Raw genomic sequence first — 17,931 nt, 5'->3', positions numbered from 1 at the left:
TTAGTTAAGTCAGTAGACCAACTTAAAAAGTAAACGTTAATCCGAGTGAGAAAAGATTAACACTGGTGACAAAAGGTTTCGCGGGATTTTGTGGGACAGCAAATTGACTGGTGATCACATGATCGGGTCCGTGGAAGTATTGCCATTCCAAATTTAGGTTGATGTTAGGGGTGACATCATATCTGGTTCCGACCAAATAGGAATTGCTTTGGTTAGTACGTCTTCCCTGCCCATAAGTGATATAAGGAGTCCACTTCTCTATGTTGTAAGCTAAGCTCGTGTACCAATTGGCGTGAAATTCATCAGAAAGGATCACTTCAGCGTCGACTCTCAAACGATCGAAATTCAAGCTTGTGCCCAGTGTAAACAATTGGAGATTAAATCGGCTGGGCGGCCCAAAGTCTGATTGCTCGGCATTGGTATTCAACCAAGCGGCGTGGAGCTGGTGATCTAAGAAATAGAAGTCGGTGGTTAAGCCAACACTGCCATCGGCTTTAAATGTGAAGTTGCGGCGATACATGTTGACCGTTTTTTCTCTAGGTAAAGAGAAATAGGGAGAGATAGTGTAATAAACGCTGTCGCCAATGCTGCCATTCCAGGTATAAGAAGCGCCAGTGTAATAGGTAATGCCAAGAGTATGGCTGTACACTTCCGCCGGAAGTCTAAGCCAAGGGTATCCGCTTGAGACAAAGTAAGACTCGGAGTGCATAAAGAGTGGCACTCTCAGGCGGCCAGCGGTTAGCTTACTGTTTTGCCACATTACCTCTACATATGCGCGCTCAATTTCGGGATCTGAAAAATGGTCTTCAGGTCGCTTAACCACTTGGACACCTGACTTAAAAAAGGCGTTTGGCTGCCAAACTAGCTGAGCGCCAACGGTTGAATCGCAATCAAAGCACAAGTCCTCGGTGATTTCACGATTCTGTATGACAGGTATGTGTGTGTCAGTTTTGGCAGCTGAGAAAGTACCAAATCCGCTGAGGCTTAGGTTGGTGTCATTGGGCATCGCACTTAAGCTAAGTGGTATGCAAAACAGGATGATGAGTAGAATCCTTTTCATAGGCTTCCTGAGCTGTTTAAGGTATACAAAACTCTCACACCTTGAGGGAGAAGAGAGTCGGGAACATAAGCGATGCCGTTAGGATGCTGTTTGAGCCAGGTTTTAATTAGCTGAGCATCTTCTTTTAACAGTTCATCAGGCGCACTGGCTTTACCTGAAAAGCTTTGTCTGGCCCAAATGGCATTCATTTGGCTAGGCGATTTTTTTAATAGTGAACGGTAAAAATCTTCTCGATATTTAGAAGATTGAGGGAGATCGAGTAAAAGAGTCGGCAGGCCATCGATATGAGCTAATCGGCCGCGAAAAAGCATCTTTGCTTGATTGTCGCGAAGTGTCGCAAAGTCCTCATTAAGAGTAATAATGTGGAAAGGATGCGCCAACGTCGTTATTGGTAACCCCATTAGGGCTAAATAGATTAACAATCTAAACAAATTTGCTCCGGTAAAATGTCCTAACCTTGAGTCAATTCAAAAAACAATGCATAAAGTTCCATAAGAATTAGCTATTATTAACCATAGGCTAGAGTTAACTTGATTCAAGGAATGAATTAATGTCACTGAGCAATTTTTCGATTAAATCACGTCTTTTGGTACTGTGTCTGGTGCCAACCGTTGTGATCATTGGCTTTGCAGTAAACTCTGTGATCCGTATTCAAGAGCAACTTCATAGCTATACGGTCATCGATGAAAAAGCTCGTACTCTCAATCTCCTTTCCGTGTTATCCGGTCATATCTATCAAGGTGTCACAAAGCGCGTAGAAGGGTTGCCTTCTCAAACCTCCGTCTCTTTAGCGACAGAGACAATTAAACGTATCGAGAAAGTGTCGCATGTTCAAGGACATAACCATCATAGTGGCGAATATAATCCTCAAACTTTGCAGCACTTAGAAGAAATCAAAGAGCTGTTACCTGAACTAAACAATGCCAGTCCTCAAGGTACGGTAGAAATCGCAAGGTTAATGTACGAGATTCTGTACGATATCTACTTTGATATACAAAAGATTGAAAGCCACGATGCAAACGTGGCGATTCATAAGCTCGACTTAGTTCTCAGCGACCTTAGCTGGCTTTACTACTGGATGGAAAGAGAGGCGTGGCTGGCACGTGAGTTAAACGTATTGGGATGGGACTATTCTGATTTTGCACCTCAGTACTTCCGGATTAACGAGCGTCAGCAGTTCTATTTAGACAAATACATTACGAAAGTGCCAGTTCCGATCAGGTTAAAGAACTGCTTGCGCTGTTTTCTAGTCGAGATTTTCGCCGTGGTAGCTATTTAAGAGCTCAAATACTGAGTAATCGAGCTACACCCGAAGAGATAGCCACCATCGGCAGTGCTGTTGAGAAGCGCAATCAACTGGTGCTACGCCAGCTCACTAACTTTAGCGATAGCTTGCGCTCGCAAATCAACAACACCATTAGTAGTAGCCAAAAGAACATGTTTATGGTGACAGTGGCGAGTCTACTCTTGTTTGTCGCCATGTTTGGCTGGGGAACCAGCACCTTATTGCGAATCAATAACAAACTTTCTCGAATTCTCAATACCATGAGCTCAATGCGAAAAAATAATGACAACGCGAAGCAGATTGAGATAGAAGGCAATGATGAATTTACAGAATTTGCACATGAGCTAAACCACATTATTGATGACCAGTACCGCTATCAGCGACAGTTGGTTGAGTCCAAGGAAACTGCCGAAGCTGCAAACAAGGCCAAAAGTGTTTTTCTAGCGAATATGTCCCATGAAATTCGAACACCGTTAAACGGGATAGTGGGCATGACAGAAATCCTCTCCGACAGTCATCTAAATCAAAGCCAAAAAGAGATCTTGTCCGATATAGATGCCTCTTCTCATGCTTTGCTCGTCTTGATTAACGACATTCTCGATCTTTCAAAAATTGAATCGGGAAAACTCACGCTTTCTGAACAAGACACTGATCTCAGAGACTGTGTGTTTGAAACACTTGGCATGTTAAGTGCGAAAGCCATGAAACAGCAAGTAGAGCTGCAAGTGGAATTAAACAGCTCTATACCTGAGTGCGTAAGGCTAGATTCGTTTCGCTTCAAACAGGTATTGATGAACCTGTTAAGCAATGCGATTAAATTTACCAAAGATGGATTTGTGTCTGTAGAACTGTCTTTTCACCGCAATGATGGTCAAGACAGTATCAGTTGCTCGGTGATCGATTCAGGAGTGGGAATAGAAAAACACAAGCTCAGTGACATTTTTATGCCCTTTACACAAGAAGATGGCAGCATTACTCGACGCTACGGTGGAACAGGCTTAGGTTTAACCATTTGCAAGCAGATCGTTGAAGTTATGGGTGGTGATATAACAGTAGAATCGACGCGAGGGCTGGGAAGTTGCTTTGAATTTGTCATTCCCGTGAAAGTACTAAAAGCAGCATCGGAAGAGAAATACAGTTCGCTTTCCGCTCTACTGATAGAGAACGAGTCTAGATACAGTAAGCTAGTTATCGGAGAGTTAGAACGTTATGGCGTACAAGTGACTCGATGTTCGACCATTCACGATGCGCTGCTCTACGAAGACAGTTACGACTTGGTGTTTTACAGCCGATGTAAAGAGCACAGCGCCCACAAACAGATCCCACAGTTGAGCGCAAGATTCTGTAGTGCGGATATCATTCTCCTACAACATCACCTGTTCTTAAGCCCAGATCTCGATGTGATTGCCTCTAACAGCTTAACCCTACCCGTGCTCGGGTTTAAATTGGAATCACTGCTTAAAAAAGCGGTGGGCCCAGGAGCAGTACTTGGTTCATCAGTGCTAGAGGGTAATTTCCTTCCAGACCAACAGACAACGCTGCGTAAAGTACTCATTGTAGAAGACAACTTGATGAACCAAAAGATTGCCAGTTTCTTCCTTAATAAAGCGGGGATAGAGTACAAGATCGCTGGTAACGGATTAGAAGCCGTTGAGATGATCGCTTCCGGCGAAGCGTTTAGTGCCATTCTAATGGATTGTATGATGCCAGTGATGGATGGATTGACCGCGACCCGTAAAATTCGCCAATGGGAATACGACCAAGGCAAAGAACGCTTGCCTATCATCGCCCTTACAGCGAGTGTGCTCCAAGAAGAGATAGACAGTTGTTTTGAGGCGGGGATGGATGCTTACCTACCTAAACCTTATAAATCACAACAGCTGTTCGACATGTTTGACCGATTAAATGTCCCAGTATAAAAAAGAACAGACAGGGGATGCCGCTATCTGTTCTTTTACTGACTAGTTCAAGATGAAGCCGCTAGCTTATTTAGTTCTAAGGTCAATGACTGGTAGCCAATCAACGTTAACACCTGCTTGTTCAAACATATCTTGGCTGACTTTTATTTTATCGCCCCAGCGAGACATAAAGTCTTCAGACTGCTCAGGACAATGCACCGCAGAAATACCCGTTTGAATAATTTTTGCTGCGCAGTTGGGGCAAGGAAAATGAGTCACCCAAATTTCACAGCCATCCAAATCGCGTTTGGCAAACAAAATGGCATTTTCTTCAGCGTGTAGAGTTTTTAAATACTTCATTTCGCGCTCGTCGGTATCTGCGCTATCAGAAATGCCGTGTGGGTAACCGTTAAACCCAACAGAAACAATACGGTTTTGCTTAGTTATTACCGCGCCGACCTGAGTAGAAGGGTCTTTACTCCAAGAGCCGACAAGTTCAGCCATTTGGAAAAAGCGCTGCGCCCATTTACTGATCATCTAGGTTCCCTCAATTAGACCGAAAATACGAATGAGACACATAATAGCCTATATTTCTTGTTGAACACACCGATATATAGCGGTAAAGCCCTCTAAACCCCAGTATGCTAACAGCCAGAAATAGATCAAGTTCGATCTGATTAGTTGAAACACAAGTCTACAAACAGTAGTGCAAAATAGGGGATAGAGTGATCGGCACGGTTTATTGTGAGAGATCTCTTACAAACTTGTGAGTGAAAAGGATTACAAAAACCAAGAGTTAAGCAATTTATTAATTTAAATTTTTGTTTTATATGATTATTATGGTTTTTTAAATAACTGGGCATTTTAAGGGATTTTCTCTAGTCAATTGCCATCGCCGGTGATTGATTTAATCTTAAAGGTGTCAGCAGGATGCAGACATGGAACAGGAAAGACCCAAGGATAGGTCATCTTCAGGAAGAAGATTCGATTGTTAAGGATTAACGGTCGGCAAGGAAAGCAAAGGACATAAGCTGGAAGCTACGTAACTAGGATGGTTGCAACGGAAGGCTGATGGACATTAAAGGACTAAGGCAAAATCGTCAGGATGATGATTACAGGACACCGCTCATGGATACGAGTGATGTGAGTTAACCCGGATGGTTAACGGGCTGGATTGCCGAGGACACCGCTAGGAAGGCGATGATAAGGACAGTGCTGAAGGAATCAGCGTACTATCAAGGAATAGATGCAGGGAGCACCTATTAGTAGCCGGATTGCTGCGAGTAAGACTTGACCCCGCTAGGCGAAAGCTTAGCGGGGTTTTCTTATGCTTCTATTTAATTGCAGTACAAATACTGACGTCGGCTACATGAGTTTCGGGATCGTAGGCGTGATAATATTCAAAGCAAGGTCTTGCATCAGACTCTAAGCCTTGTTTTACAACGTCTTCCATTGCTTCATCCCAAGCGGTCGCATACTGGCTGTGTTCGGTGATGGTAACCCGATAAGTCGCGTATTTTCCGCCTTCAAACTCGGCGAGCTCGACCCCACCACCTGTTTCGACTTTTTCATCTAACAGAAGGCAGATATCGGTGCGACATTTGTCGGCTGGTGTTACCTCTGGATTATCGTGGTAGATAAACAAACACGGCCTATTTGCTAAACCCCTTGCACCCGCCCAACTGTATAGTTGGCCACTGGCAGATTCATAGTTTTCTCCATACGGTCCAGTTACTCGAACATAGCTAGATGCCCCTTGGGAAACGCTTCTATTTTCATCACTCCGCTCCTTACGTTTAAGTTAGAAACATCGTAATCTTCAACAATCTGGGAGGCGTTTCCAGCCTTGCGGAGTGCGTGTCCAATCTTGCTATTTCTCATCATTTGAGTGAATTGAGCAACACTCTCGCAATCGCGTATTGCAGAAGGCGTTAAATCAAAATGCTGACGAAACGCCTTGGCCAAGCTTTGTGAGCTAGCGAAACCATAGTTCAACGCAACCTCTAGAATTGGCGGCTTCTTGTAAAAAAGGTCATCGGCCGCGTGTTGCAAACGGAGTCGACGCAAGTACTCGTTTAGAGTTTCTCCCATCACCGCTTTAAAAATGCGATGAAAGTGATAGGGCGATAAACAGGCTAGTGATGCTACCTCATTCAGGTTTAAAGGCTTATTAAACTCTTGTTCAAGATGCCGTATAACTGGAAGTAGCCGTTTTTGGTAATCGGTTTTCATGCAACATCCATATAAAAAGACCGATCAAAATCATAATGCTAAGCATTAAAAAGGGGTTATCAGAACATCGATAGCGAGAAGTGATTCACACAAAAGATTTATCAGACGCCAAAAAAGAAAAAAGCCAACCGAAAATAATGTCGGTTGGCGAATATAAGTGTGAACAAATCGGTTCACTAACAACGTCAGTTGGCTAGGTGACCCTCGGCTTAACAAGGGTCAATATAAATAAAGCAATCTATGTGCCAAGTTTAATATCGCCTGTTTTTGCTGAAAATAGGTGCTTATTTGACCAAAACAGTACTTTTTGTGGGTAATTGTTTGCAATATGCAAATGCATTATGCAATGAAATCAAAATTGCTAATGGCAGCCTTGTCAGTTATTGGGGGTGGGAATGATTTGTTTCCATGGCTCGTCTAGTAAATCAAGAACTATTTGAAGCATGGCAAAGTAGAACAGATGAGTGTTTAGTCTTATCTGTCGAAGAGCGCTTAAAAATGAACCCGTGTACAGTATTCCAATTAATCACTTTGCTTTATTCTCTGTAATGTTGCAAAAGGGTGGGTTTTTACTATTGAGTTGAATACGAGATTTAACTGTATAGTAACGACAGTCTAGATAGGGCGTGGTTTTGTGTTAGTCACTATCTAGCCGCTCATATAGAGTGTTGCTCGCTTGGAGATGTCAATGAAGTATGAGGTGTTCTCAGTAATTCTTTATTAACAGCCAAAACAAAAAGCGCCTGAGGAGAAGCAGAAAGAGGAACGCCACGATGAAAACATTGTTATCGGCAATATTCTCATCGTGGAATGACCAAACTCTGGATGATCCATAGAGGCGGGGCATGCCGCTTTTTCAGTTTATTATCTATATCAGCCCCTTTTTATGATGATAAGTTCTGCTTGTCTCGTGTTACTTCCCCCTACCCATGTGTCGCGCCGTGCTACGCTATCAATAAAAATGTCTTGATCAATGTGTGATAACCTTACATGAATTGTACGCTAAGTTTCTGATTTTTAATTACTAAGGAGATTTTTCCTTATAGTTCTCAATCTTAAATCCTGTTTTTATTCCCTTGGACTAGGTAATAAGGAAAAGAGAATGAAAACTTCAAATATCACACAAACGTCAATACTGGATAATCTCGATACTACCATTATGCCCAAGCAGGTTCAGGAGCTGATAGAGCTGCTAGGTGTCAATGAAGCCTACGAGTTTATTTGTCAGTTCGGAGGGCAGGTAAAGTACATTGCCAAAAGTCCACAGCGAACGAGCCTGAAAACGGTGATAAAACCTGAGAACTTGGCCGTATTGTGCGCCCATTTTGGCGGGATCACGCTGGAGGTACCTAAACGCGAACACTTTGACCGACAGATACGTAATTTGCAGATCAAACAGGCGAGTGTAGACGGGGCATCACGTTCAGAGTTGGCGCTAAAGTATAATCTTAGCATCCGCCAAATCGGTAATATCAAAAACAAATAACTGATGGGAAAAATCGGCTCAGCGAAGAATCGTCGCTGAGCTATCAAATTGAAGGACAAATAAAAATCCCCACGGTTAAATGGGGATGACATCAAAAATACTAAGCCTTATCGTGGCAAACTGGTTGGTTTCCTCTTAAAACCAATGTGGTAGGCCACTTGTTGGCACACAACGGTATTCTCACCAAATTTGAATACCTTGAATGTAGTATCTTTACCGATCAGTGTCCCTTTCGGGGTGGCATAGAGATATTGATTCAGTTTGTCGATTTGTCGATCCATAAACCCATCATCGTCAGGGTTATGAGGGTTGTAACGCCCGACAACGATTCGTTCTATGTGACGAACCTCCGTTAGATCCAATGTGTCAGTGGTACCGCTGTGTTTGACCATGACTTAATTCCTTATCGTGATTACTTGTTAATCTCCACCTGAAGATCGTTAAGTTTTTCCTTCAACTTGATTTCTGCGTCTGCTTTCGCGGCTTTCATTTCAGCCACTTTGTCTTCGGCTTCTTTTAATGGCTGGCTTGCTCCCGATGCTGGGACGGTACCTGTTGGCGATGTTTGAGTTGATCCCGAAGAGGCTTTAGCCTTCTCCAAGTTCATATTGGCCAACTCAAGCTTTGAAGTGGCTTGCTCCAATTCCTTACGCGCTTTGACCACTTCTTCTGACGCTGTTTTTATGTTGTCTTTTTCTAATAGGGCTTGATTTGGACCATCGACCGATTTCGGCGCCACCGAATCTTGGATAATATCTAATACACGAGATAAACCTTCTGGCGTGCCAGCTTGTGAGGCGTGTACCTGTACATGGTATTTAGCCGAATTGTCGCTCGAACGAGTGTTTTCTTTGTGCGACGCGACGCTACCGGATACGTTTGCTGTGACACTGAAAGGCCCCCATCCAAGCTTGGCTTTTGCAGAAAACTCGCCTTTGGTATCTTGGGTTTCTTTCGAGGACTCGGCCGACTTCACTTCCATATCAAAAGTGATGTCCACTTCGTCAACCATCAAGCTGGGAATATTGACAATGGCCAAGACTGGCACTTCAAGACCAATGTCTTCTTTATCGATGATGTCATTTCCCAGACCATCTTTACCTGTTACCACATGACGGGTATAGGAAAAATCTGCGGTGCGGGTTTTGTCCCCTTCAAATCCGACGTCGCGGATAAAGTTGACGGTGGATTGTGCCAGCATTACCTGCGCGTCACAGGCTGCTTTGAGTGGTGAGCCAATCAAGCTTTCCATTGGAAGGCCTGAAAATTGGTTTTGCATGCTTTCTAAAGCCATACGGATTTCCTTTTTGTTTTAAGACTGAGGCGTTATGCCTCGGGAGATGCTGCCGCAGAGGTTGTTTCTGCAGGCGGCGTATCGGGTTCATCCTCGCTGATGAGGTTTGGTGTAATTTGAGAATTGTATTTGTCGATCACTTTCATCACGCATTCAGGTGCGTCACTGGATTTAAATTTCACTTTAAAATCAATGATGTCTTTATCCCGTCCTGATTGGTCGTGTTGTCGTGGGGCTATGTCTACAAGCAACTGAGAACAGTTTTCTTGTAACCCTTGTTCCAGTTGAGCGCTTTCGACCCCCGTGACTCTGACGGAAAAATCCACTTCCAGTTCATCGAGATAGAGGCCTTTAGCGTCAGTAACGGCGATGAGTGGCATGTTGATCTCATGCTCTTTATCGAGCATCAGCTTGACGATCTTGGGGGTATACACGTCGTTTTTCTGGTCGTAGTCAAAATACTGCTTAATCAGATTCTGATAATGAGACAGGCTCATATCACTGGCGCAGTTGGCGACGTAGTTTAAACCGCGGACGATACCGTCTAGGTGTTGCGGTGAAATGGGTTTGTTTTTGTTGAAAATTCTCATTTGATTCAGCCCTCATGTGTTGATTACGGACCTAGATTAGTGATCGCCAATGGCACAAAGCAGCTGGAATTGCTTCCCTAATCCAGAAAATCGTGCGGTTAGATAGAGTGACGACCAAACCGTGATGTGAGAGGTGAGGATGATGAACAGGTTTTGGTTGAGCCTTTTATTGGCGTGGATGGGCTGGGTAATTTGGGTGGTGTATCCGATGTTGTTGGAACCCGATGTGATCTACTATACGGACGAAAACGACGCTGACGAGTCTGCCTATCAAAGGATTAAAAAATCGGGAGTGCTGAGGGTCGCCACACGACTTAATGGAGTAGGGTGTTTTTATAAACGTGGAAAACTCAGAGGGTTGGAATGCGAGATACTTAAAAACTACGCGGAAGAAATGGGGTGGCACTTACAGTTGGTTTATGAAAGCGATTTGAATGGCTTGTTTCGCGCTTTGATAAACCGCAACGTGGATCTGGTAGCAGCAGATCTCACACCTACACCCGAGCGCGCACAATTTGTTGAGTTTTCAGCACCAATCATGCAAACACGAGAAGTACTGATACAGCGTCAGGATTATCGTGTTTCTAACCTGAGTGGGTTGAAGCATAAAACGGTGTCGGTACGCAAAGGCTCGGTCTATGAGGATGAGCTGAACGCCTTAAGCGAAACAACTCAAATATTTACTCAGTTCTTGTCTACTCGGCTTTCCACTTTGGAAATTATTAAAGGTGTGGCGGATGGGGAGTGGTCTTATACGATAGCTGATGAGCATATCGCACGAAGTCCAAACGCACAGTACTCTTCGTTAGCAGCGCCAATAGTATTTGGTGAGCCACGAAATATCGCTTTTGCATTTAACCTGCGTTCTGAAGCTTTGGTGGCATCGATCAATCAATGGCTTAAATCATCCCGGGCACAAGCGATCATCACCGCCTATCAGTCTCAGCAGAACGAGCTTAGATCAGCAGACTATTTGACAATCAGCCCGTGGGATCACTATTTTCAAAAGTATTCAGAAGCGCCCTTCAGTTGGTTATGGTTAGCGGCTCAAGCGTATACTGAATCCGCATTTAAGGCGGATGCTCGCTCAGCCGCTGGCGCAAAGGGAATTATGCAGCTAATGCGCGAAACCGCAACCGATATGCAGGTATTGAATGTGTTTGATCCGGCGGAAAATATTGAGGGAGGGGCCAAGTACAACCTCTGGCTTTACCAGAACTATTGGAAACAACTGCCACTTAACGAAGCCTTAGCTTTTACCTTTGCGTCCTACAACGCTGGGATCGGACATGTGCTTGATGCACAACGCGTTGCCCGCCATGATGGCGGTGACCCTTATAAGTGGTTCGGTAGTGTGGAGCACTACATTGTTAGATTGGAGCAACAACAGGTATACACCAAGCCATATGTCAAACATGGGTATTGTCGGGGAAGTGAAACGCGTGATTATGTGCAGCGAATTTTCAATCGTTATACACATTACAGAAAGGCGATAGAGAGCCCCCCGAAGGCGCCATGAGCGGCCTCGGGGGAGGACCTTAATTGGTGTTTTTTAGGTACAAGGTTTGGGTCGGATAAGCGAAGTCGACACTATGTTGAGCCATGATCTCAGCTATATCGAATAGCATGGTCTGCTGAATATTGAGAAACGCACTTCTGTCGAGGGCATAGATATAAGCGTGAATATCGATCTGTAAGGAGCAGTTTGCAAACTGAGTAAAATTGACCCTCAATGGCTGTTGTGCGACATTGGGTTGATGCTTCAAATACCGTTTTAGCGCTTCAATTACTTGACTTAATGTTTCCATACTGGTTTGGTAACTTACGGATAAGGTGGTACGGAAATGAAACTTATCGCGACGACTGTAGTTAGTTAGTTTCATGCGCACTAAGCTACCATTGGCGATAGTGATCAGAGTCCGATCTAAGGCTCGAATCTTGGTCGAACGAATACCGATAGACTCGACTGTCCCTGCAACATCTTCAAACTCGCAGTAATCCCCTACCTGAATAGCTTTATCTAGATACAAGATCACACCACCAATAAAGTTCTCCATTGTCGGTCGGATCGCCAACGCGATGGCCATGCCTCCTAAACTCAAGCTGGTAACGATACCATAAACGGGTATGCCAATCCGGGTTGCACCGTAACTGACCACAGTGATGGCGGCGACGAAACTGACAATAGTACTTAGGACTTTAACCATACTTTGTTCAAGAGAGTCTTGAACCCCAAGACTGGCTAAGGTGTTCATCAGACGAAATGCACCCTGATAGATGGCTAAAGCAAGCAACGGCCATATCAGCAGTTCGCAGATTAGGGTCAGTTGGTACATCAGTTTACCCCCAATATTGATCTCGTTGGTCAACAACCACAGATAAGTCTTGATACTGAGTGCCAGAGCGCTCGCGCCGATTACCTCTCTCTTTAACCATTGCTGGTAGCACCAAATCCAATACAAAAGAATGAGAAACGCACAGGTCAGAATCACGAAAAATATCCATTGCCACACTGCCTGATCGCCATAAAGTACAAACAGAGGGTCGGGCAGGGATGAAAGGTAGTAAAACCAATCTGGTGGCACTAATGTACCTGGACTTGACTCGAAAAACTGATACAAATCCATTGCAGAGGGGTCGGCTGCCGGTAGATGCACTATCTGTTTGTAGAACTGTCTCAGGTCGTTGATGCTATCCGGGGCGATTTGATAGTCTCCGAGGGCGTTTTTCGCCAGGTAGATTTGCGTAGCTGGAATTCGCCAACGGGTGGGCATTGGTTCGCTCTGGTGTTCAGGAGCGCCAGGGATCTTAGTTAGGTCAAATGGAGGAACCCGTTTTAGAATTTCATTCAGAAGCAGTACCGATTCTAACCCAATCCTATGGCGTGAAGCGCTGGGATAATTGGCTAGGTTAAAACAGCTCTGAGCGCGTTTGACGAGATCTTCTATTCGGCGCTCTTGCTCAGGGTCAAATGAGTCGGTGAGACTCGGTTCTCTTTTTAGCATGGTTTGCAGTAGGCTTCCTGCCTCTTCGGTAAGCGTAAGAAAACTAGTAAGGGTGGAATATGGACTGCGAGTATCTGCTGGAGCGAGTGGAAAGCCTAAATTAGGCGCTAAAGGTTTGTTGGCCTCCGATGCGTTGGCGGGTAAAAAAACTGTCAACAGGCAAAATACGAGTACGACCTGAGGTGAATGAAAAATCATTAGCGATCTCCGTAACTGAAAAGCATTAAGCTAGGTAGGAAATGTGAAGGTAGGCAGCGGTGGTCGTTTCACTAGGACTCTTTTCCAGCAGGAACTTTAGGCGCAGGTTTGATGAGATAAGATCATCAAACCAATAAGGAATCACCATGATTTTTGAGCGAAAACTGATAATTTGGTTCGCATTACTAGCGCTAACAGGATGTCTGGATCCGCAACCCTACCATCCGAATGACTGTGAAAAATCTAAGTGTAACCGTAGTTCTCTGTATCAAGAATCCGTTCAGGACCCTTATACTTTGGGCTTTGTCGAAGTGGATGATCAGGGTATGTTCTGGGACCGGGAGCAGTTTGAACTGATTAAGCGTCATGCTAAGGAAGCAAGCCGTGACAAAGATTTGTTGATTTACGTCTATGTGCATGGTTGGCAACATAATGCCAGTAATACCGATTCCAATGTTGCAACCTTTAAGAAGCAATTGGCAAAAATGAGCCAAACATTAGATAGCAGTCGCTGGAGTCTATTAGGGATTTATGTGGGTTGGCGCGGACGCTCTGTGGACGTTCCTATCTTAGAATACACGACGTTCTGGGATCGACAAAGTGCGGCCAAACGGGTGGCTGACGGCAGCTTGATAGAGCTGTTTTCATATCTAAATTCTCTTAAAAAGCAGAGTATTACAGACACTAAGCTAGTAACGTTAGGGCACAGTTTTGGAGGGGCAATCGTGTTTACTGCCCTTAATAAACTGTTTTCACAGCAGTTGGTGGAATCAAGTAATGGCGATCAGGTAACCAAAGGAATAGGGGATCTGACTATTTTGATCAACCCCGCGTTTGATGGACTTAAGTACGCACATTTCCATGACATGAAAGATCGCTACAATCATTTTTTCGCTGGTCAAAAGCCCACTTTGGCCATTTTTACTTCCCAAAATGATTGGGCTACCAAGTATGCATTTCCCGTGGGGAACGCCCTGACACGGAGCTTTGAATCGACCCGTTACATGAAAACTCGAATTGGTAAAGAGTCGGTGTTGGTCAACCAAAGCAGTGCTGCCCGAATGGCCATTGGTCATTTTAAACCCTACGTTAGCCACGATCTTGCTGTGTCCTCGAATCATGTCGGTATGAGGAAAAGTCGCGGTGATATGGCGTTATACGCTCGTAGACAGTGGGAACAGGGATTGCGTACTATCTATTTCACTGAAGCTGAGCTGAGCAGTCGATATCAAGATGTGACGCGAGCGCCTTACCTGGTAGTGAGTGTTGAGCCAGAATTGATACCCAACCACAATGATTTCAGCGGTCGGGAGTTTGAAGGGTTTTTACACGAATTTATCATGATGTCAGTGTTTTGAGTTTAGATGTGAACCAAATTTCCAAGGGAAAGTTTTCATTTAGGTAGACTAGCGAGTGACCGATTGCAGACTCGATCACTAACGAGAATAGTGGACTTGCTAAATTGAGTTTGCCTCAAGTTTAAGTTTGTCCAAAGAAGGAAGCTGTAGCTAGAGTACAAACGGTTTCTAGTCGAAGTGGTTTCACCAATCCCAAGGAGAGCAACCACTTTGGCTTATTAGGAATGTTTACTTGTGTTTAATCTTTTAGGCCGAATGTCTAAGGCATCGGTTCAGGAATAGATGGGACAATTGATGAATGCATTTGTCGCAGAACGAGAAATCCAAGGTTTCGGTATAGTGGCACGACGCTGTATTTAGTACGGCAGATCCATACAAGCGCAGGCACTAAAGTAATCTCATTTGAAACTGAGATTGATCGCTGATTCACGGGCTTAGGTAGGGAAACAACAGTTCGGAGTCTTAGCTGGATTATGAACGAAATTCTTAGAGCATTGTATACGTAACATTAACTAAGTAGGAAATAAACGGAAGGCTGATCACCTTCCGTTTTTTTACTGTAATACCTTAGTCTCCGTCAGCTCGCGCTTATTTAAATAGGTAGCGACGATTGATATGAAAATCTTCATTGAGCAGTTCAGCATGATCATGAAGTATCGTCATGAGGCTTTCACCATTGTATATATGGTCGCTCAACCAACGACCAAAAATACCATCGGAGATGTAAGAGTCCGTTCTAGTTCTCTTTTCGATAAACTGATCTTCTTCAGTGAGTTTACCTCGCGCTAAACGATTGATAAAGCTCAGTTCGACACCTCGGATTAACTCGATATCATTTTGAATAGATTCTAGTGAGTTTCCTTCAATAATACTTCGCAGTAATTGAATAGGCGACGTATCAATGTCAGCGTAGAGCGGAAGAAGCTCATCTTCTATATCAACCATAGATGAATGCCTAAAGCCAGCGGACATTACCGTAACTGGTCTAGCTAACGATTGACTTGTTTGAATAAATTCAAACCATCGAGAATCAAATCTAAATTCATCACGAGCATCAAATCTAGCACAAAACACTTTTACCTGAAAAACTTCACGACCCTGGAATAAGTTATTTTCGATATCACTTAACAGTGCACTCATAGGATAATCATTAGGAAGATTTAACATGTCATTGGTATCTTCACTGCCAGCTTGCTTGCCAGCCACTGGATCAACGGGTACCAATTGGATCTCTGATACTTTGGACCAACAGGTGTCACCTTCTTCGTTTACGGAGTAACGAGCTTGCTCATTCAGTGTGGCCAAAAATGTGACCAAACCAACAGCAGCACCACGGCTATGACCACCTAATACCATTTCTACATGTTCATCATTGGGAAGAGCGTTAAGGTAATCGATGGTTTCAAAAACTTGTAACGCACTGACAATGTTTTCGCGTTCTTTGTAACCTTCAATTTTATCGAGTAATACACCTGTTTTTTCAGTGGCAGAGAACAAGCGCTCTAATACAGATTTATCTTTTTTAGTGAGCTTTTCTGCCATTTGTCGCAGCTCTGCTGTACCGACACCACTGCTTACCATTATATGGTCAAACAAAGTGACATCGAATCCAATTTCTTCTATTTGTTTTTCTGCTTCTGTCCCGGTTCCTGAAAACCAAACTAATACACGTTTCATATTTTTCCTTAGCTAAAATAGCGGTTTATGTTCGTTCGCTATTAGAGACAACTTGAAACGGGTAACAAAGAGTGAAGAGTTTCCTGCCCAGATGGCATGAACGGTAGTGGAGTGGGGGAAATTCTCCCTTCTTAAATCCAGATATGGGAGGCTGTAATCATTAAACTCGATGTAAACAACACAAGAGAGTAATTGTTATGGGCTATAATTTTACTGGTTTTTATTGGAAGACGAGAAAGCACTCTTCACTATCGATAGAGCAACACCATGAAGCTGAGCTAAAAGCGCGCACAATGCTGATAAAGGGCAAATATCGCCCGAAAGTCATTATTTTTCGATTGTACTCGATGGAAATGTTTCGCTAACGGGAACGGCAGAGTTTGACGGAGAGAGCGTAACCTTTAATGTAAGTCAAATTAAAGGTTTATAATATTAATGCTGCATTGCAGCCATTAAATACAACCGATTGATTCCTCCACATTATTAACATCTAACCTTCGGAACATCCTGTATAAACTAATATCTGTGAGTGGGTATCTTGGCCAAGTTTCTTAGCGTTTCTCTCTTATGACAACAGCCCATAATTTAATCGAACTATATCGCTATCACTTGTCTATTAGAGTGGGCCTTACCAATTGATCAAAATTTACCATGTAAAGAACGAATGATCCCTACTGATTATTTGGATAAATGTACAAGAGTGAAGCCACCAAGGTGCAAGTGTCGTGATGGAAAACTAGGATAGAAATGAGTGAGCGAACCTAGGAAAGAAAATGGACGAACAAGACTATCGGAGATTACTTTTAATCGTAATGGCTTCTTCACTTCAAGCCAATGGCAAAATATTCCTCGATGATTTACTCATGTTCGGCGCAGATCCAGAAGAAGTGGCCGAGATCGCCGTTATCGCGCAAGAAGCGGAGCAATACAGAAAAGCGATGATCAATTAGAGTGTTAGAGCTTAGTCGTCTACGTGACCCCTCAATTAATATTCAGAGAAAACACTGACAGCACACGCCTAACAAGAACTCCACCGCATTAATCACTCAACCTTTAGTAAAGGTAGCTAGATTTCGTTGAGCTGAACCCAAAGATTACCAGATTAACAAAGCCTATCACTTCCTCCCTGTTTAATATTGTGTAATGGTAATTTTTATAAAATTAACAGGTTGTTAGGAATTAAAGAGGTAAGAATGGGCTCTCTTAAGTTAGCTTTATCATCAGTTGTAGTGGTTCTTTATTCTAATCTCGCGCTTGCTACTGATTGTCAGAGCGCTAGCGCTCAAGTATTAGAGTATCTAGCCAAAACTTCGAACGTTACTGTTGATGCGATTGCAGTAGATAAAACATTTTATCAACAAGAGTTTTCGGTCGATGTACTATCAATTTTCAATGTAGTGGTTGAGCTTGAAGAAGCACACGCTATAAAGCTCAGAGATGAAGATGTGGTGGACCCTATAGTTTATTTTGATGAAGAGGAGCTAGAGCCGAAACTGAGAAGCGACGCCACGGTAAAAGACTTCCAAGCCCTTGTTTATAAGGCTTGCAGTAAGTTTAATAGTTAAAGACTATACTCCACTTGTCATAAAAGTACGATCAGATAGGTGGCATCTACAGACAGTATCAGTTCAACGTTGGTCAAAAACACAGACTTTAGATTCAAGGGATTCTGGCGCCTAATTGACAGAACTATCATTGCAGTTATAGAAGAAAAAAGTCCAAAGGCAAAAGATCTATAGAAACACTATGTGGTGGTATATCAATTTGGACTGAAAAGAATCTAGACCAGTTATAATCTGACATGTACCGAATCGAAAAGTGGGTAACTGTCAGATCGGGTCTGAATTC

General features: G+C 43.5%; 16 protein-coding genes and 1 pseudogene. 8 read left to right on the top strand and 9 right to left on the bottom strand.

Annotation, left to right across the window (positions count from 1 at the left end):
- Positions 1 to 22: 22 nt before the first annotated feature.
- Together BLO31_RS22115 and BLO31_RS22110 are read right to left on the bottom strand one after the other, a co-directional pair.
- Positions 23 to 1,060, bottom strand: coding sequence for a hypothetical protein (locus BLO31_RS22115; protein WP_070972042.1), 1,038 nt, complete (start codon positions 1,058 to 1,060; stop codon positions 23 to 25).
- The gene (locus tag BLO31_RS22110) at positions 1,057 to 1,491 is read right to left on the bottom strand and encodes a hypothetical protein (protein WP_070972039.1); all 435 of its coding nucleotides are present in this window, start codon (positions 1,489 to 1,491) and stop codon (positions 1,057 to 1,059) included. Before BLO31_RS22110 ends, BLO31_RS22115 begins: the two co-directional genes overlap by 4 nt.
- A 119-nt stretch (positions 1,492 to 1,610) precedes the next feature.
- On the opposite strand from BLO31_RS22110, the gene BLO31_RS25065 reads away from it, so the two are divergent.
- Both BLO31_RS25065 and BLO31_RS22105 read left to right on the top strand, forming a co-directional pair.
- Positions 1,611 to 2,339 (top strand): hypothetical protein, encoded by a 729-nt coding sequence (locus BLO31_RS25065; RefSeq protein ID WP_342669004.1) that lies wholly within the window; start codon positions 1,611 to 1,613, stop codon positions 2,337 to 2,339.
- An 80-nt stretch (positions 2,340 to 2,419) separates the two neighbouring features.
- On the top strand, positions 2,420 to 4,264 hold the full coding sequence (locus BLO31_RS22105) for an ATP-binding protein (RefSeq protein WP_342669003.1): 1,845 nt from the start codon (positions 2,420 to 2,422) through the stop codon (positions 4,262 to 4,264).
- A 66-nt stretch (positions 4,265 to 4,330) separates the two neighbouring features.
- On the opposite strand, the gene BLO31_RS22100 is transcribed toward BLO31_RS22105, so the two are convergent.
- Positions 4,331 to 4,780: a dCMP deaminase family protein gene (locus BLO31_RS22100; RefSeq protein ID WP_070972036.1), complete on the bottom strand. Its 450-nt coding sequence runs from the start codon at positions 4,778 to 4,780 to the stop codon at positions 4,331 to 4,333.
- 796 nt (positions 4,781 to 5,576) lie between these two features.
- Positions 5,577 to 6,475: pseudogene (locus BLO31_RS22095) on the bottom strand (AraC family transcriptional regulator).
- Between the two features lie 1,102 nt (positions 6,476 to 7,577).
- Here BLO31_RS22095 and BLO31_RS22090 point away from each other — a divergent pair.
- On the top strand, positions 7,578 to 7,961 hold the full coding sequence (locus BLO31_RS22090; RefSeq protein WP_070972033.1) for a Mor transcription activator family protein: 384 nt from the start codon (positions 7,578 to 7,580) through the stop codon (positions 7,959 to 7,961).
- Between the two features lie 107 nt (positions 7,962 to 8,068).
- Here the strand turns inward: BLO31_RS22090 and BLO31_RS22085 are convergent, their stop codons facing one another.
- Genes BLO31_RS22085 through BLO31_RS22075 form a run of 3 tightly spaced genes read right to left on the bottom strand, consistent with a single transcriptional unit; the run spans position 8,069 to position 9,845 of the window.
- Positions 8,069 to 8,353: a hypothetical protein gene (locus tag BLO31_RS22085; protein WP_070972031.1), complete on the bottom strand. Its 285-nt coding sequence runs from the start codon at positions 8,351 to 8,353 to the stop codon at positions 8,069 to 8,071.
- A gap of 20 nt (positions 8,354 to 8,373) precedes the next feature.
- Positions 8,374 to 9,255 (bottom strand): DUF2589 domain-containing protein, encoded by an 882-nt coding sequence (locus BLO31_RS22080; protein WP_070972028.1) that lies wholly within the window; start codon positions 9,253 to 9,255, stop codon positions 8,374 to 8,376.
- A gap of 32 nt (positions 9,256 to 9,287) precedes the next feature.
- The gene (locus BLO31_RS22075) at positions 9,288 to 9,845 is read right to left on the bottom strand and encodes a DUF2589 domain-containing protein (protein WP_070972025.1); all 558 of its coding nucleotides are present in this window, start codon (positions 9,843 to 9,845) and stop codon (positions 9,288 to 9,290) included.
- Positions 9,846 to 9,984: 139 nt separating this feature from the next.
- On the opposite strand from BLO31_RS22075, the gene BLO31_RS22070 reads away from it, so the two are divergent.
- A complete protein-coding gene (locus BLO31_RS22070; RefSeq protein ID WP_084659993.1) occupies positions 9,985 to 11,364 on the top strand; it encodes an MltF family protein in 1,380 nt (459 codons plus the stop codon).
- Between the two features lie 19 nt (positions 11,365 to 11,383).
- Here BLO31_RS22070 and BLO31_RS22065 read toward each other — a convergent pair whose 3' ends face one another.
- Entirely contained in the window at positions 11,384 to 13,048 is a 1,665-nt protein-coding gene (locus BLO31_RS22065; RefSeq protein WP_084659992.1) for a mechanosensitive ion channel family protein, read from the bottom strand.
- 146 nt (positions 13,049 to 13,194) lie between these two features.
- Between BLO31_RS22065 and BLO31_RS22060 the strand changes: the two genes are divergently transcribed.
- Complete coding sequence (locus BLO31_RS22060; protein ID WP_070972019.1) at positions 13,195 to 14,406, top strand: alpha/beta hydrolase; 1,212 nt, start codon at positions 13,195 to 13,197, stop codon at positions 14,404 to 14,406.
- A gap of 588 nt (positions 14,407 to 14,994) precedes the next feature.
- Here the strand turns inward: BLO31_RS22060 and BLO31_RS22055 are convergent.
- The gene (locus BLO31_RS22055) at positions 14,995 to 16,083 is read right to left on the bottom strand and encodes a hypothetical protein (protein WP_070972016.1); all 1,089 of its coding nucleotides are present in this window, start codon (positions 16,081 to 16,083) and stop codon (positions 14,995 to 14,997) included.
- Between the two features lie 197 nt (positions 16,084 to 16,280).
- Here BLO31_RS22055 and BLO31_RS23975 point away from each other — a divergent pair, with 197 nt between their 5' ends.
- From BLO31_RS23975 to BLO31_RS22050, 3 genes are all read left to right on the top strand, one after another.
- A complete protein-coding gene (locus BLO31_RS23975) occupies positions 16,281 to 16,448 on the top strand; it encodes a hypothetical protein (RefSeq protein WP_175443275.1) in 168 nt (55 codons plus the stop codon).
- A 408-nt stretch (positions 16,449 to 16,856) separates the two neighbouring features.
- Positions 16,857 to 17,033 carry a hypothetical protein gene (locus tag BLO31_RS23970; RefSeq protein ID WP_175443274.1) on the top strand — a complete coding sequence of 59 codons (177 nt, stop codon included), beginning with the start codon at positions 16,857 to 16,859 and terminating at the stop codon, positions 17,031 to 17,033.
- Positions 17,034 to 17,276: 243 nt separating this feature from the next.
- The gene (locus BLO31_RS22050) at positions 17,277 to 17,648 is read left to right on the top strand and encodes a hypothetical protein (protein WP_070972013.1); all 372 of its coding nucleotides are present in this window, start codon (positions 17,277 to 17,279) and stop codon (positions 17,646 to 17,648) included.
- The last annotated feature ends 283 nt before the right edge of the window (positions 17,649 to 17,931 follow it).

The sequence above is a fragment of the Vibrio sonorensis genome, from assembly GCF_001854765.1.
GTDB classification, from domain to species: Bacteria; Pseudomonadota; Gammaproteobacteria; order Enterobacterales; family Vibrionaceae; genus Vibrio; species Vibrio sonorensis.
The sequence above is the reverse complement of the archived record's forward strand: the minus strand, read 5'-3'. Positions and strand labels throughout refer to the sequence as shown.

What these genes read in the sequence shown, in the direction of transcription:
- BLO31_RS22055 (WP_070972016.1), bottom strand. Translation starts at nt 16,083, where the DNA reads ATGAAACGTGTATTAGTTTGGTTTTCAGGAACCGGGACAGAAGCAGAA.
- BLO31_RS22065 (WP_084659992.1), bottom strand. Translation starts at nt 13,048, where the DNA reads ATGATTTTTCATTCACCTCAGGTCGTACTCGTATTTTGCCTGTTGACA.
- BLO31_RS22060 (WP_070972019.1), top strand. Translation starts at nt 13,195, where the DNA reads ATGATTTTTGAGCGAAAACTGATAATTTGGTTCGCATTACTAGCGCTA.
- BLO31_RS23970 (WP_175443274.1), top strand. Translation starts at nt 16,857, where the DNA reads ATGGACGAACAAGACTATCGGAGATTACTTTTAATCGTAATGGCTTCT.
- BLO31_RS22075 (WP_070972025.1), bottom strand. Translation starts at nt 9,845, where the DNA reads ATGAGAATTTTCAACAAAAACAAACCCATTTCACCGCAACACCTAGAC.
- BLO31_RS22080 (WP_070972028.1), bottom strand. Translation starts at nt 9,255, where the DNA reads ATGGCTTTAGAAAGCATGCAAAACCAATTTTCAGGCCTTCCAATGGAA.
- BLO31_RS22090 (WP_070972033.1), top strand. Translation starts at nt 7,578, where the DNA reads ATGAAAACTTCAAATATCACACAAACGTCAATACTGGATAATCTCGAT.
- BLO31_RS22050 (WP_070972013.1), top strand. Translation starts at nt 17,277, where the DNA reads ATGGGCTCTCTTAAGTTAGCTTTATCATCAGTTGTAGTGGTTCTTTAT.
- BLO31_RS22070 (WP_084659993.1), top strand. Translation starts at nt 9,985, where the DNA reads ATGATGAACAGGTTTTGGTTGAGCCTTTTATTGGCGTGGATGGGCTGG.
- BLO31_RS22100 (WP_070972036.1), bottom strand. Translation starts at nt 4,780, where the DNA reads ATGATCAGTAAATGGGCGCAGCGCTTTTTCCAAATGGCTGAACTTGTC.
- BLO31_RS23975 (WP_175443275.1), top strand. Translation starts at nt 16,281, where the DNA reads ATGGGCTATAATTTTACTGGTTTTTATTGGAAGACGAGAAAGCACTCT.
- BLO31_RS22115 (WP_070972042.1), bottom strand. Translation starts at nt 1,060, where the DNA reads ATGAAAAGGATTCTACTCATCATCCTGTTTTGCATACCACTTAGCTTA.
- BLO31_RS25065 (WP_342669004.1), top strand. Translation starts at nt 1,611, where the DNA reads ATGTCACTGAGCAATTTTTCGATTAAATCACGTCTTTTGGTACTGTGT.
- BLO31_RS22085 (WP_070972031.1), bottom strand. Translation starts at nt 8,353, where the DNA reads ATGGTCAAACACAGCGGTACCACTGACACATTGGATCTAACGGAGGTT.